Annotated in this window: 12 protein-coding genes; 6 read left to right on the top strand and 6 right to left on the bottom strand. The window is 71.8% G+C overall.

Translation table 11 applies throughout. The features are described from left to right. The first annotated feature begins 82 nt into the window (after window positions 1-82). The 4 genes from Drose_RS16175 (at window position 83) to Drose_RS16160 (ending at window position 4,489) form a co-directional block, all read left to right on the top strand. Entirely contained in the window at window positions 83-724 is a 642-nt protein-coding gene (locus Drose_RS16175) for a GAF and ANTAR domain-containing protein (protein ID WP_260729024.1), read from the top strand. A 51-nt stretch (window positions 725-775) separates the two neighbouring features. Beyond that, window positions 776-1,504, top strand: a complete 729-nt coding sequence (locus Drose_RS16170; protein ID WP_260729023.1) for a GAF and ANTAR domain-containing protein — start codon at window positions 776-778, stop codon at window positions 1,502-1,504. 963 nt (window positions 1,505-2,467) lie between these two features. Beyond that, the gene (locus Drose_RS16165; protein ID WP_260729022.1) at window positions 2,468-3,679 is read left to right on the top strand and encodes a site-specific integrase; all 1,212 of its coding nucleotides are present in this window, start codon (window positions 2,468-2,470) and stop codon (window positions 3,677-3,679) included. Window positions 3,680-3,967: 288 nt separating this feature from the next. Next, entirely contained in the window at window positions 3,968-4,489 is a 522-nt protein-coding gene (locus tag Drose_RS16160; RefSeq protein WP_260729021.1) for a NucA/NucB deoxyribonuclease domain-containing protein, read from the top strand. A gap of 341 nt (window positions 4,490-4,830) precedes the next feature. Here Drose_RS16160 and Drose_RS16155 read toward each other — a convergent pair whose 3' ends face one another. The 6 genes from Drose_RS16155 to Drose_RS16130 form a co-directional block, all read right to left on the bottom strand. Then, on the bottom strand, window positions 4,831-5,055 hold the full coding sequence (locus Drose_RS16155) for a hypothetical protein (protein WP_260729020.1): 225 nt from the start codon (window positions 5,053-5,055) through the stop codon (window positions 4,831-4,833). 22 nt (window positions 5,056-5,077) lie between these two features. Further along, complete coding sequence (locus Drose_RS16150) at window positions 5,078-5,593, bottom strand: hypothetical protein (protein WP_260729019.1); 516 nt, start codon at window positions 5,591-5,593, stop codon at window positions 5,078-5,080. Window positions 5,594-5,653: 60 nt separating this feature from the next. Next, a complete protein-coding gene (locus tag Drose_RS16145; RefSeq protein ID WP_260729018.1) occupies window positions 5,654-7,066 on the bottom strand; it encodes a cation:proton antiporter in 1,413 nt (470 codons plus the stop codon). Further along, complete coding sequence (locus Drose_RS16140) at window positions 7,056-8,405, bottom strand: dipeptidase (RefSeq protein ID WP_260729017.1); 1,350 nt, start codon at window positions 8,403-8,405, stop codon at window positions 7,056-7,058. The genes Drose_RS16145 and Drose_RS16140 overlap by 11 nt, the downstream gene beginning before the upstream one ends. 28 nt (window positions 8,406-8,433) lie before the next feature. Then, complete coding sequence (locus Drose_RS16135; protein WP_260729016.1) at window positions 8,434-9,660, bottom strand: metal-dependent hydrolase family protein; 1,227 nt, start codon at window positions 9,658-9,660, stop codon at window positions 8,434-8,436. Between the two features lie 78 nt (window positions 9,661-9,738). Then, on the bottom strand, window positions 9,739-10,794 hold the full coding sequence (locus Drose_RS16130; RefSeq protein WP_260729015.1) for an FAD-dependent oxidoreductase: 1,056 nt from the start codon (window positions 10,792-10,794) through the stop codon (window positions 9,739-9,741). Between the two features lie 617 nt (window positions 10,795-11,411). Here Drose_RS16130 and Drose_RS16125 point away from each other — a divergent pair. Then, window positions 11,412-12,449: a ParB/RepB/Spo0J family partition protein gene (locus Drose_RS16125; RefSeq protein ID WP_260729014.1), complete on the top strand. Its 1,038-nt coding sequence runs from the start codon at window positions 11,412-11,414 to the stop codon at window positions 12,447-12,449. Window positions 12,450-12,714: 265 nt separating this feature from the next. Then, a complete protein-coding gene (locus tag Drose_RS16120) occupies window positions 12,715-13,356 on the top strand; it encodes a hypothetical protein (protein ID WP_260729013.1) in 642 nt (213 codons plus the stop codon). Window position 13,357 lies beyond the last annotated feature (1 nt).

Here is a 13,357-nt window from a genome sequence, read left to right as displayed (position 1 = left end):
GTCGTGACCCGCACGGCCAATCCTCATCCGTCAAGTGCCACGCCGCATCTTCGGTGCCTGGCTGTCACGCAAGACGGCCGGCATGGTTGAGCTGTTGGAGCGTGTCTGCCTCGACGTCGTGCAGGCGCTGTCTGCCTCGGGAGCCGGGGTGAGCGTGATGGCCAACGACGGCGTGCACGGCATGGCAGCAGCCTCGGACCCGAGCACCGCACGGATCGAGGAGCTGCAGTTCACCCTCGGCGAAGGCCCTTGCATCGATGCCTTTGCGTCCGGCCGGCCGGTTCTGGTGAGCGATCTGGCAGATGGAGCGACGATTCGATGGCCGATGTACACCCCCGCGGTCCGGGACGCCGGGGTCCGGGCAGTGTTCGCGTTTCCGTTGCAGATCGGCGCGGCCCGCCTCGGCGTCCTGGACGTGTTCCGCACCCGCCCCGGCTCGTTGTCCCGAGCGGAACTGGGTCAGGCGTTCACGTTCGCCGACCTGATGGTCATGACGCTGCTGGACGGTCAGGAACGGGCCGACGTCGGCGAGTTCGACGAGGTGTTCGAACACCGCGCCGAGCTGTTCCAGGCCCAGGGCATGGTCATGGTCCAGTTGGGCATACCCCTCACCGATGCCCTGGTGCGGATCCGGGCCCACGCCTACGCCAGCAACCGGCCGTTGAGCGAGGTGGCCGCGGACATCGTCGCCCGCCGGCTGCGGTTCAACAGCGACCACGCATGACCACCGCAAGGACCACCGCGACGACGATCGCAGGAAGGCCGGGAAGCCGTCATGACCACCGTATCCGAGCAACGCCTGGCGCGGATCTTCGTCGAGGTCGCCGACACCCTCATCGACGAGTTCGACCTGATCGAGTTCCTGCAGATGCTCGCCGACCGCGCCGCCGGGCTCATCGACACCGCCACCGTGGGGCTGCTGCTGGCCGATGAGCAGAACCGGCTGCGGTTCATGGCCGCCTCGGACGAGACCACCAAGCTGTTGGAGCTGTTCCAGCTGCAGTGGCAGGACGGCCCCTGCCTGGACGCGTTCCGCACCGCCGAGCCGGTCGTCAATGCCGATCTGTGCACCGCAAGCGCCCGCTGGCCGCGGTTCGCGCCCTACGCCACGGCCGCCGGGTTCCGCTCGGTGCATGCGTTCCCGTTGCGGCTTCGTAGCGAGGTGATCGGCGCGATGGGCGTCTTCGGCACCGGCAGCACCGACCTCGACGACGCCGACGTGCAGATTGTGCAGGCCCTGGCCGACGCCGCCGCGATCGGCCTGCTGCAGGAACGGACGATCCGCCGCAGTGAGGTCCTCACCGAACAACTCCAAGGGGCGTTGAACAGCCGGATCGTTATCGAGCAGGCCAAGGGTGCCATCGCTCAGGCGTATCACATCTCCGTCGATGCGGCCTTCGAACTGATCCGGGCCTACGCCCGGCGGACCAACCGGCGGCTCAGCGACGTCGCCCGCCTCGTGGTCACCGACCTGAGCAGCCTGCCGGACCTCACCACTGCCTGACGCACCGCCACAGCATCTCCTCAGCGGCCACTCGACATTTTCGGTGAATCCGCTCAACTCACAGTCAAGATCGTCGGCAGCTACGCAGGTGCCATCGGCGCGCCGGACTCTGCATGCCAAACCGCGACGAGCTTTCACCGCCGGTGCAACACCGCGACACGCGACCGGGCGCTTGCACCACAACCGTTGCATCCCAAACAGTTCTTCGATCAGCGATGGCCCGAACAGCGACTCCGCCGCCTTCCTGACCGCGACCATGGACCGGCATGGCGTGAAGGCGTCCGCCTTCCGCACGCATCAGACCCTGATCACAAACGGAGGCGGCTTCCCACCGATGCGGAACCGCACCGTGCCTTCGGCGACCCCATCCCGAGCATCTGCGGCGCGTGATAGGGCAGCGCGGGATCTGGCACTGCCGAGACGAGCCGAACATGCGGGCCATCCACGTGTATCAGCGCAACGACCACGAGCTCTACCGCAACCAGCTCATCGACGGCCGCTGGCAGCAACCACCCGACCTCGCCCTGCTCGCCAATGCGATCGCCACGAGGGCGGCCACCGCTGCCGCACCGTACGAGGGCCGTTTCGCTGTGGACCAGCGAAGACCTATGTGGCAATCTGTAGCGCCAATACCCACGCACCTGGGGGTGCTCCGCCGACACCGGCACGATGGGCAATTCGGCCGACGGAGCGACAGGTTTGTCCACCGTTCGAAGAACGGCTGAATGCGTACACGGCATTCCGCGGCAACGTACACTCCGAGACCCCACCTCAGATCAGTTGCAATTCCCGACGGAAGACGATCATGTAGTTGAGGTCCAACTCGGACCTTCGACACTGGTCTTGGTGAAGGTTTACCAAGATCGACGAACTCGTAGCATCTCACCAGCAGAGCCGAGCGGGTGACCACCCGGTCGGGTTTCAGCATGTGCGGGCCGCGCTCTGGCGGCGACGATGACCCGCGTGCGGCGCAGCAGTCCGGCCCCGGTGGAGCAGATGATCGCGGCGCTCGTACCAGCGCCGCTCCCCCGCGCCCGCCCGCCACGGCCGCCGCTGCCCGACCTGCCCGCACCTCGCACCGGGCCTGACCATGCCGAGGCGCACCTTGACGTCGGCAGGCTCGACCCGTCCGGCCGGATCTCGGCCCGCGCATTACTGCACCTGCTGGGCTGGACACCTGGACACCGGGTCACGTTCGACATCACGGCCGGCGTCATCACCGCGACCTCCGACCCGGCCGGACGGCACACCATCGGCGCCACCGGTCTCCTCGCTACCCCGGCGCCGATCCGGCAGTGTGTCACCTCACCGCCGGCGACCTTGTCGTCCTCCTCGCCCAACCCGGCCGTGACCTGCTGCTCATCCACCCGGCCCGAACCGTCGCCCGGCTCCTCGCCGGTCAGTTCGCCGCCGGCGATGCCGGCTGACCGTCAGCGGCTCGACGCCGCCTGGACGGCCCTGGCCGAGCTCGGCGTCACCCTCGCCGACCTGCAACGCGACGCCCGACCGGCAGTGCCGACCTTCGACGAGTACCTACCGCAGGTGCTCGCCGCGGCCGGACCCGGCGCGCTGCGCGTCTACCGCAGTTACTGGCAGCGGATGACCACGGCCTGGGCCACCGCGCTGCTGCTCCGGCTGCACACCGAGACCGCCTGCCGCCGAGCCGGTGCTCTGGGGTTGCGGCTGCAGGACCTCGACGCCGACCGCGGCCTACTTCTCCTACGCGAGAAGGGCGGCACCGTGCGCTGGCTGCCGATCAGCCTTAACCTGGCCGGCAGCCTCGTCCAGCACGCCGCGGTCCGCGGCGCGCTCCTGCCTACCGACGCGCTGCTGCGCTACCGGAACGGTCGCGCCTTGACCAGCCGCCGCTACGACGAGCTGTGGCGCCGCATCGGCCGGCACCTGCCGTGGGTCGCCGCGCAGGGCATCACCGCCCACTGGCTGCGCCACACCACGCTCACCTGGGTCGAGCGGCACTTCGGGTACGGCACCGCCCGCGCCTACGCCGGCCACACCGACACCACCGGGCCAGCTACCACGACCTACATTCGGGCCGACCTGCAAGCCGTCGCCCTCGCCGCGATGACCGGCCAGCCACACCCGCTTGCGCATCCCATCGCAGACCATCGGGTGGTCTACGACGCTTTGAACACGCGTGCGCCGCAGATTTGCTGAGTTGTCCCGTGCCGTGAAGCAGGACGACCATCTGTTGCTGGCCAGCCACGACGGTCCACCGGTGGCACCGAACGCGGCGTCGTCACCGTGCCGTCGAGTTCGCGGCACCACCAGAAGGCTTCGAGATGCAGGCCATGTCGGTCAGCTTCGTCATTCCGCTGTTGAGCAGTACCACGATCTGCCGCTCCCACGGGGGCGACGACCGCCGGCTGTCGCTCGACCACGACGGAGCCGGTCAGCTCCGAGTCGATCGGGCCGACAGCGCCGCTGCGACTGGCGATCATGCTAGTGCTGCAACGCTACCGCGCGACGTTCGCTGAGGCCGGCGAACGTCGCGCCCGCCTCATCGGTCCAGACGTGGTTGGTACCCGAGCCGAAATGCTCCCGCTCGCCAACCGACTGAACACGAACGGCGTGCAGACCCACCTGAATCCGCAGCTATGTGGAGGACGGCTCACTCTGCAGCGCAGCCCAACCCCCGCGGAGTCGGTAGCGTTCATGTACGCCGCAATGCACCAGCTCAGCACCGTCAAACGCAACGCGTCAGCCGGCACCTCCGTGCCCGGAGGCTACTACGTCCAGCCGCAGACGGGCCGTTACGAGTCCCTCACACGTAACTACTACGGCAACCGCAGCCGCTACCAGATCACCAAGGAATGCAAGGCGCAGTCGGGTATCAAGTACGCCTCCAACAGTCCGAACGGCGTCAAACGATCCTGCGATGAGTATCCATTCGCCTCGACGTACCAGAACGCGAACTACTCGACCAGCAACACGCCGTACACCTGGGCCGCGAAGGCCCTCACTTGACGTACATCCGCACCGCTATCGCTGCCTCGCTCAGCAACAGGCACGCGTGGCGAAGGTTCGTACGGTCGCCGAGCCGGTGAGCCACCGGCACCAGACGCAGTCTTCGCTGGGCGACGCTTGGTCCCGGCCTTCTGTATTGGTCCAGTACGCAGATGGCCAGGGGGATGCCGGCATCTTGCAGGACCGGATCTGGGACCTCGGGACAGCCAGCCTTGTCAGGCGTTGAAGCCTTCAGCCCAGCTCTCCTCGTCCACATTGCTTTCGGAGATGTAGAAGCAGTCAGGCTCGTCGCGAAACCCCGGTAGTGCACGAGCCCGCTCGATCCGGGCACGGGCCTTGTCCTAGGAGCTGTAGGTACCGAGTCGCCGAACCTCGTCGCCAGCCTGTTCATCCCAGGTCAAGACACCGTGCTCGTCGGCGTATCGCACGGAACCGTCTTCCTCGAGCGCATGCTCGATATGGAACAGAATATAGACCTTCAAGGCGCTCCGTTCGATGTCGGCGTAGGCGTGCCGCGCCGCCTGATCATGCGCTGCGGTCGGGTAGCGCGCCCGAGCCTGCTGCACGTGCGGTCCGGATCTGATGCCGTCAGGCGACCGGGCCCGTGAAGTGGTCCTCGACGTAGGCCTGGCGCGCCGCCTGGTCGCGGGGGGAGGTCAGGTAGCGCACCCAGGCCTGTTGCTCGTGCAGCACCGCCCCCAACTCCCACACGCAGAAGGTGCCGCGGTGCCGGGTCGGTTGCGGGAACGGGGCGAAGGGGCCGCCGTCCTTGGCGTAGACGGCCTCCCAGAGTTCGTTGTTGCCACGCCACGTCGAGATGAGCAGGAAGTGGAAGGTCTCGCCACAGCGGTGCAGGATGGCGAAGCCCAGCTCGTCGCGCAGGTCCAGGCCGTTGCCCGGGGTCGACGCCTCGGTGGTGAGGAAGTCGCGGGCCTCGGTGCGGACCTCGGCGTCGATCGGGCGGTCGGGGAGCTGGATGTCATACCACTTCAGGTGGGCGCCGGACACGCGCAGGCCGTCGGAGGTGGTGATGAGCTTGGGGCGGTGCTCGTAGGTCTCGGTGACGCTCCCGGCACCGGGCAGTGCGACGCTCGTGTCAACCATGGACCGCAGTCTACGGACGGGGTATGACAGAAACCGCCCCGCGCCGGGACGTCACCTGAATCACGGCGGATTCGGTACCATATCCGGCTTTTGAGAAACACCCAGCCGCCGGAGCAGCGGCGCGGCCATCGCGGTCGTCACCAGCGCCATGACCACCAGCAGCGTGAACGCGGTCGTGTTGATGACCCCGATGTCCAGCCCGGTACGCAACACCACGATCTCCGTGATGCCGCGTGCGTTGAGTAGCACCCCGAGCCCCACCGACGCCCGCCACGGCAGCCCTCCGGCCCGCGCGCAGGCGGCCGCGGTGACGAGCTTGCCGCCGACCGCCACCAGCAGGATCAGGGCGCCGAGCAGGAGCAGGGAGGGCTCGCCGGCGATGCCGCCGATGTTGACGCTCAGGCCGACCGAGGCGAAGAAGATCGGCAGGAGCAGGGCGCGGTTGAGGGTGCCGAGGCGGTCGGGGACGCCGGCGAGGAAGCGGGCGTCGCGGGGCAGGATGACGCCGGCCAGGAAGGCGCCGAGGATCGGGTGGACGCCGAGGCGGTCGGTGAGCCCGGCCAGGGCGAAGACCAGGCAGAGGACGACGGTGACGCGCAGCGCCGCCGACGCCTCCACGCCCTCGAGGCGGTTGGCGGCGCGCTGGAGCAGCGGACGGACGACGAGCAGGAGCACCGCCGTGACCGCCGCGACGAGCGGCACCGTGACCAGCACGCCGAGCGGGCTGCCGGCGCTGATGACGGCCATCACCGCGGCGAGCGCGCACCAGGCCAGCACGTCGTTGATCCCGGCGCAGACCATGGCCAGGTTGCCCAGGGGCGTCCTGGCCAGGCCGGTGTCCTCGACGATGCGGGCCAGCACCGGGAACGCGGTGATGCTGATCGCGGTACCGATGAAGATCGCGAACGCGACCGTGCCGACGCCCTCGCCGGCGAGGCTCGGGTACAGCAGCGGCACGATCAGCAGCCCGAGCGCGAACGGCACCAGCATGGTCGCCTGGCTGAGCATGCCGACCGCGGCACCCTGTCGGCGCAGGGCACCGGCGTCGAACGCGGCGCCGACCGCGAACATGAACAGGATCAGGCTCGCCTGGGCGATGAGGTCGAGGACCCCGCGGACATCCTTGGGCAGCAGGGCCGCGCTGACGCCGGGCAGGAGGCGGCCCAGCACCGACGGCCCGAGCAGCAGCCCGGCGGCGATCTCGCCGACCACGGCCGGCTGGCGGCACTTGCGGGCCAGCAACCCGCCGGCCGCGGCGACGGCGCCGATGACCAGGACGGCGGCGAAGACCCGCAGGTAGAGCGGGGTCCCCGGGTGTGGGCCGCCGCCGGCCTGGGACGGGCCGCCGACCTGCCGCAGGATCAGCACGATCGCCGCCACCGCCGCGACCGACAGCACGGCCGCGGCGGCCACGACCCGGCCGGGCCGGCGCATCAGGGGCGGGCGCTCGGTCCGGGTCAGGTCAGCCAGCACGGGCCACCTCCACCAGCAGCAGCGCCTCGGCGAGGCAGACCCGGGCGAACTCGCCGAGGTGCAGGCTCTCGTTGGGGCCGTGCGCGCCGGTGTGCGGGTCCTCGACGCCGGTCACCGCGATGGTGGCGGCCGGGAACGCGTCCTGGAAGGCGGCGATGCCGGGGATCGAGCCGCCGAGGCCGATCTCGACCGGGTCGACGCCGTCCCAGGCGGCCCGCAGCGCGGCGCGGACGGCGGCGGCGCGCGGGCCCGAGGTGTCGATGACGCAGGACGCGCCGTGGCCGGCGGGCTCGACGGTGACCTCGGCGCCCCAGGGGCGATGGGCCTCGACGTGCTCGCGGACGGCGGTGAGCGCCTTCTCCGGATCGTCGCCGGGCGCGAGCCGGATGCTGAGCTTCGCGCGGGCCGCGGCGACGAGCGCGTTCGGGGAACCGTCGACAGGGGGCGCGTCGACGCCGAGGACGCACAGGGCCGGGCGGTACCACAGCCGGTCCGTCAACGCCCCGGAGCCGATCAGCTCCACCCCCGCCAGCACGCCGGCCTCGGCCCGCACTCGCGCCTCGGGCAGGTCCACTGTGGACGTGCGCTCGGTGCCGAGCCCGGCGACGGCGACGTCACCGGCCGCGTCGTGCAGCGTCGCGAGGAGCCGGGCGAGCGCGGTGAGCGCGTCGGGGACGGGGCCGCCGTGGATGCCGCTGTGGACGGGCCGCTGCAGCGTGCGCACCTCGACGACGCAGTTGACGATCCCGCGCAGCGAGGTGGTCAGGGCCGGCACGCCGACGTCCCAGTTGGTCGAGTCGGCGATCACGATGACGTCGGCGCGGAGGCGGTCGCGGTGCTGCTCGATGAGCGCGCCGAGGGAGTCGGAGCCGTACTCCTCCTCCCCCTCGACCAGCACCACCACCCCGACCGGCAGGTCGTCGCCGTGCGCGCGGATCGCCGTGAGGTGCGCCATGAGCCCGGCCTTGTCGTCGGCGGCGCCGCGCCCGTACAGGCGCCCGTCGCGCTCGACCGGCTCGAACGGCGGCGTGTCCCAGAGGGCCTCGTCGCCGGCCGGCTGCACGTCGTGGTGGGCGTAGAGCAGGACGGTCGGCGCGCCGGGCGGCCCCGGGCGGTGCCCGATCACGGCGGGCGCCCCGCCGGCCCGGACCACCTCGGCGGTGAGGCCGGCGGCGGTGAGCAGCTCGGCGACGGCCTCGGCCGAGCGCTCCAGCTCCGCCTGGTCGAAGCCGGGGAAGGCGATGCCGGGGATGCGGACCAGGCGCTCGAGGTCGGCGCGGGCGCGCGGGAGCTCCCGGCCGACGGCGGTACGCAGCCGGGCAACGGTGTCGTCGGTCATGGGTGGGCCCTCCTGGGGATCGGGCGGGTCACTTGACCCGGTCGCCGGACTTCCACACCCCGGTGATCCGCGCCGGTTCGGCGAGGATCGCGAGGTCGAGCAGCGGGTCGGCGTCCAGGGTGAGCACGTCGGCGTCGTAGCCGGCCAGCAGCAGCCCCGAGCGCGGCGCCTGCGGGCCGAGCGTCTCCGGGCCGATCGCGGTGGCCGACTCGATCGCCTCGAGCGGGCTGAAGCCGGTCTCGGCGAGCAGGGTGAGCTCGCGGCCGTTGCGGCCCCACGAGGAGGGCAGGTCGCTGCCGCTCATGCCGATGTCGGTACCGGCGGCGACGGTGACGCCCGCCTCCCGGGCCAGCGCGACGGCGTCGGCGTGACGCTGGGCGACCGCGTCGAGCTTCTGGGCGGCGTAGTCCGGCAGCAGCTTGCTGTCGAGCAGCTCCACGATCACGGTCCGGGCCGGCACGAGGATCGCGCCGGTCTCGCGCATCGCCGCGGCGACCTCCTCGTCGAGGTAGGTGCCGTGCTCGATGGTGCGGACACCGGCCTCGAGCGCGGCCATCATGCCGGGCTTGCCGTGGCAGTGGGCGGCGACGACCCGCTCGGCCATGCCGGCGACCTCGACGATGGCCCGCAGCTCGGCGTCGGTGAACTGCTGGTGGATCGGGTGGTCGACCTCGGACAGCACACCGCCGGAGGCGAACACCTTGATCACCTTGGCGTTGCGGCGCAGCTGCTCGCGGGTCGCGCGGGCGCACTCGGCGGGGCCGTCGGCCAAGCGCAGCTCGCCGCCCATGTGGTTGAAGTCGGCGAGCCACGCCACCGGGAAGCCATGCAGGTCGCCGTGGCCGCCGGTGGTCGACAGGGCGCAGCCGGCCGCGTAGATCGAGGGTCCGGCGACGGTGCCCTCCTCGACCGCGCGGGTGAGGTGGATGCCGAAGCCGCCGACCTCGCGGACCGAGGTGACGCCGGCGTCGAGGGCGGCCCGCATGTCGGGGACACAGCGGGCGGCGCGCAGGGCCGGCGGCTCCTGCGGCAGGAGGTTGAAGTCGGCGGAGCGCAGGCCCATGAAGTGGCCGTGGCAGTCCCACAGGCCGGGCATCACGGTGTGCGCGCGGGCCACGGTCGCACCGGGGGTCTCGGGCGCGTCCGCCGCCGGGCCGGCGTAGCTGATGGCGGCGCCGTCGAGGACGACGACGGCGTCCTGGACGGGTGCGCCGCGGCCGGGAATCAACTGAGAGGCTTCGATCCTGTGCAGCATGGCGCACAGCAAAACAAGAAGTCCTGCTGTGCGCCACTGCGCAAGCCGTCCGCAGTCGCACACACTGTCCACTATGGACTACACGGTCGGTGACGGTACGCCGAGCACCTCCCCGGCAGCCACCCGGCTCGCCGCCAGGACGCTCTTCACCGCCCCGCCCGACCCGCCGGAGAAGGTCAGCACCGCCCCACCGGCGCCGGGCACCGGCCGCAGCGTCAGCCCCGGCGACGGGTGGTAGCAGTCGAACGAGGCCACCGTGCGCAGCGCGTCCGCGGCGGTGAGGGTGATGCCGAGGGTGCGCGCCGCGACCCCGACGACCCGGTGCACCAGGGCGGTGTCCGGCGCTACCGTGTCGACGTCGACGTCCCACCGGTCGCAGGGCAGGCCGAGCAGGAGCGCTCCGGGGCCGTCGGGCCGGCCGTAGAGGCCGCTGATGTCGTCGACGAAGGCGCCGAGTCCGGCCACGCGGCCGGCGAAGATCGTGAACTGGATCTGCTTCGCGCGCATGTCGCCGGTACCGAACCCGTGCGCGGCGAGGAGCCCCGGCGTCCACGCGCCGGTGGCGAGGACCACCAGCTCGTACTCGACCCGGAGCCCGTCGGCGAGCAGCAGTGACGGCGCGGGCTCGGACCCGCCGACGCCCGCGACGGGCAACGGGCGGATCCGCGCGCCCGCGGCGGCGAGCCGGACGATCAGCGCGGCGCGCAGGCCGGCCGGCGAAAGGTAGCCGGCGTCGCGCTCGGCGACCACCGTCGCGCCGGCGGGCAGGCCGCGGAAGGGGTGGGCGCCGGGGCCGTCGAGCAGGGCCGCGGACCCAGGGAGGCACTCCTCGACGATGCCCAGGTGGCTGGTGCCGGCGCCGGGTGGCAGCAGGTACCGGCTGCCGATCTCGCGGTAGCCGGCCGCCTCCCGCAGCGCCACGTCGCCCCGCAGCTCGGCGAGGCTCTCGGCGGCGAGCCGGCAGGCTCCCGGATCGGGCTGGAAGCCGCGGACCAGGCCACCCGAGGCCGCGGTGGCGTCGGCGCCGGCGGGCGCGGCGCCGTAGAGGTCGACGGCCGGCGGGCTCGGGTGCCGGCGCAGCCGCCAGGCCAGTGCGGTGCCGGCGAGGCCGGCCCCGACGATGGCAATGCGCATGGGGTTTGCCCTCCTGTGGTGGTGACCGAGCGAGTCGCCCGCAATGTCCGGTGTCCGACCGCAACCGTCACGGAACGCGATTAGCGCAGCCGCGGGAATGCCTTCGGATTCATCCGGCTGCCCACTGTGAATGTCGGATTCGAGTCACGCTACGAATCGATCGATGGCATTACGCCCGTTGTGCGAGTTTGGTCTAGCCGCGCCACATTGTCGGTCGGGCCACGCGGTCGAGGACTGGCACGGCTCGCGCCAGTCCACAGGCCGTCCGGCTACGAACGAACGGTGTGAAGGGTAGCCCGCGACCACCGCCATGGGCTATGGCGTGCGCAAACGGTGAAGATCGCGAGTGGCCGGGTCCGGCGGCACGGTCGCTCACGCACCGTTGCGAAGCCCGCCCCGCACGCACCGTCACCCGGCTGGACCCGGCTGGTCGGACGCTTTACCCTTCCCACCACAACGGTTTTCGCCGATGTTTTGGAAAAGGTTGCGGCAGCGAGCAACGCGTTTGAATTGCCGCTATGCAGGTACCGGGAAGGCGTTTCGACAATCACATCGAAAACGAGCCTGACAGAACCCGAACAGGGATATGCAAATGCTACTGGGGGGGTGCCGATTTGATGGGGCAGAACGACAACGACGCCGTGTCACTCGCTTCGCCGTTCGGGCGGGCCGACGAGGACGTGCTCCCGATCGAACCTCCGCCGCCGCACGCGGCTCACGTGGTCCTGCTGGCCGCGCTGCGACCGGCGCACTCGCCGCGGCTGGTCGGTGAGGACCCGGAGCGGATCCGATTGCTCGCCGAGACCGAGGGCCCGTTACCGCCCATCATCGTGCACCGGGCGAGCATGCGGGTCATCGACGGAATGCACCGTCTCGCCGCGGCCCGGCTGCGCGGGCAGGACACGATTGACGTCGTCTTCTTCGACGGCAGCGACGACGACGCATTCGTCATGGCGGTGCGGGCCAACGTGGCGCACGGGCTGCCGCTGTCCTACGCGGACCGCGAGGCGGCCACGACCCGGATCATCGAGACGCACCCGTCGTGGTCGGACCGGGCGATCGCGGCGACGACCGGGCTGTCGGCCCGCACGGTCGCCGGCATCCGCGGCCGGCTGCTGGGGCCGGTGCGCCAGACCGCCCGGGTCGGGCGGGACGGGCGGGTCCGGCCCCTGGACAGCGCGGAGGGGCGGCGGGCGGCGGGCTCGCTGCTGGAGGCCGATCCGAACCAGTCGTTACGCAAGGTCGCGCGCGCCGCCGGGATCTCCCCCGCGACGGTCCGTGACGTGCGCGACCGCCTCCTGCGCGGCGAGGACCCGGTGCCGAGCCGGCGCAGCCGCGACCAGGGCAAGAGCACCAACAGCCGGTCGCGACCGGCCGAGCCCCCGAAGGACGAGCCCGACCCGCTGTCCAGCAGCGAGCGCAGCGCCGTCCTGCAGAACCTCGAGCGCGACCCCTCGCTGCGCTTCGCCGAGTCCGGCCGCGGTGTGCTGCGCTGGCTCTACCAGCGGGTCATCGCCGAGGAGGAGTGGCAGGACGTCGCCGCCGCGGTACCGCCGCACAGCGGCTACATCATGGCCGGACTGGCCCGGCGCTGCGCGAACGAGTGGCTCGAGTTCGCCAAGCAACTCGAGGACAAGCTGCACCCGCGCACCTGACGGCCACCGGCGCAACCGCGCAACTGCGGTCCGTGCGCAGTTGAACGCCGTTCGTGTCGCCGCCGGTTGTCGGTGCATCGGGGCTGGGGCACGATGCCATCCGGAAGCCGGCGGCGCAAGCCGGCGAAGAGCGCCATCGACGGCGCGGACCACTCGAGTCCGCGCCCGCCGGCGCCACCAACCAAACGTCCCACCGCTGGGCCGGCCCGTGCCCGCCGAGCGGCCGATGCGTGCTGCCCGGACACGGGCCAGGGAGGGGAAAGCGATGAGCTCACCGGTCGTCGAGTTCGGCATCGCGGGCTACGGCCGCGCCGCCGGCACCGAGCCGGAGCCGGTCGCCGGGGCCGCCCGCGCCGCGCTGGCCCGGGCCGTGCTCGACGCGGCCGACCTGGACCTGCTCGTGGTCGCCGGCCACGGTCACGGCCGGCGCCGGCCCGACCCCGCCGCGGGGCTGGCCGGGGCGCTGCGGGTCCGGGAGGCGCGGACGCTGGTGCTCACCGAGGACGCCACCGGGCTGGGCATCATCGCCGGCCAACTCGTCCTGCAGCCCGAGGTGCAGACGGTGCTGTTCACCACGGAGGCGGACGGCGCCGAGCCGCCCGCCGCGGTGATCCTGCGCCGCTGGCACCCCCGCGGCCGGTGGCTGGCGACCGAGGAGTTCACGGCGGCCGGCGTCGCGGCCGGCGACGAGCACGACGCCCGGATCGTCGAGGTCGTCGAGCGCGCCTGCCGGCGGGCCGGGGCGCGCCGGGTCGACCTGGCCCGGGTCGTGCACCGCGCCGACCCGGACCCGCTCACCGTCCTCGGCCGGTGGCTCGACGACCCCGCCCTGGAGCCCGGCGACCTGGTCGCCATCACCGGGTCGGCCGGCGGGAACCGCTGGTACTGCACCCTGGTCGAGCTGTAGC

It is taken from the genome of Dactylosporangium roseum, from assembly GCF_025264685.1.
Lineage (GTDB): Bacteria > Actinomycetota > Actinomycetes > Mycobacteriales > Micromonosporaceae > Dactylosporangium > Dactylosporangium roseum.
The sequence above is the reverse complement of the archived record's forward strand: the minus strand, read 5'-3'. Positions and strand labels throughout refer to the sequence as shown.

Coding starts and splice junctions, on each gene's coding strand:
- Drose_RS16175 (WP_260729024.1), top strand. CDS start 83: ATGGTTGAGCTGTTGGAGCGTGTCTGCCTCGACGTCGTGCAGGCGCTG.
- Drose_RS16170 (WP_260729023.1), top strand. CDS start 776: ATGACCACCGTATCCGAGCAACGCCTGGCGCGGATCTTCGTCGAGGTC.
- Drose_RS16150 (WP_260729019.1), bottom strand. CDS start 5,593: ATGGTTGACACGAGCGTCGCACTGCCCGGTGCCGGGAGCGTCACCGAG.
- Drose_RS16140 (WP_260729017.1), bottom strand. CDS start 8,405: ATGACCGACGACACCGTTGCCCGGCTGCGTACCGCCGTCGGCCGGGAG.
- Drose_RS16135 (WP_260729016.1), bottom strand. CDS start 9,660: ATGCTGCACAGGATCGAAGCCTCTCAGTTGATTCCCGGCCGCGGCGCA.
- Drose_RS16130 (WP_260729015.1), bottom strand. CDS start 10,794: ATGCGCATTGCCATCGTCGGGGCCGGCCTCGCCGGCACCGCACTGGCC.
- Drose_RS16125 (WP_260729014.1), top strand. CDS start 11,412: ATGGGGCAGAACGACAACGACGCCGTGTCACTCGCTTCGCCGTTCGGG.
- Drose_RS16120 (WP_260729013.1), top strand. CDS start 12,715: ATGAGCTCACCGGTCGTCGAGTTCGGCATCGCGGGCTACGGCCGCGCC.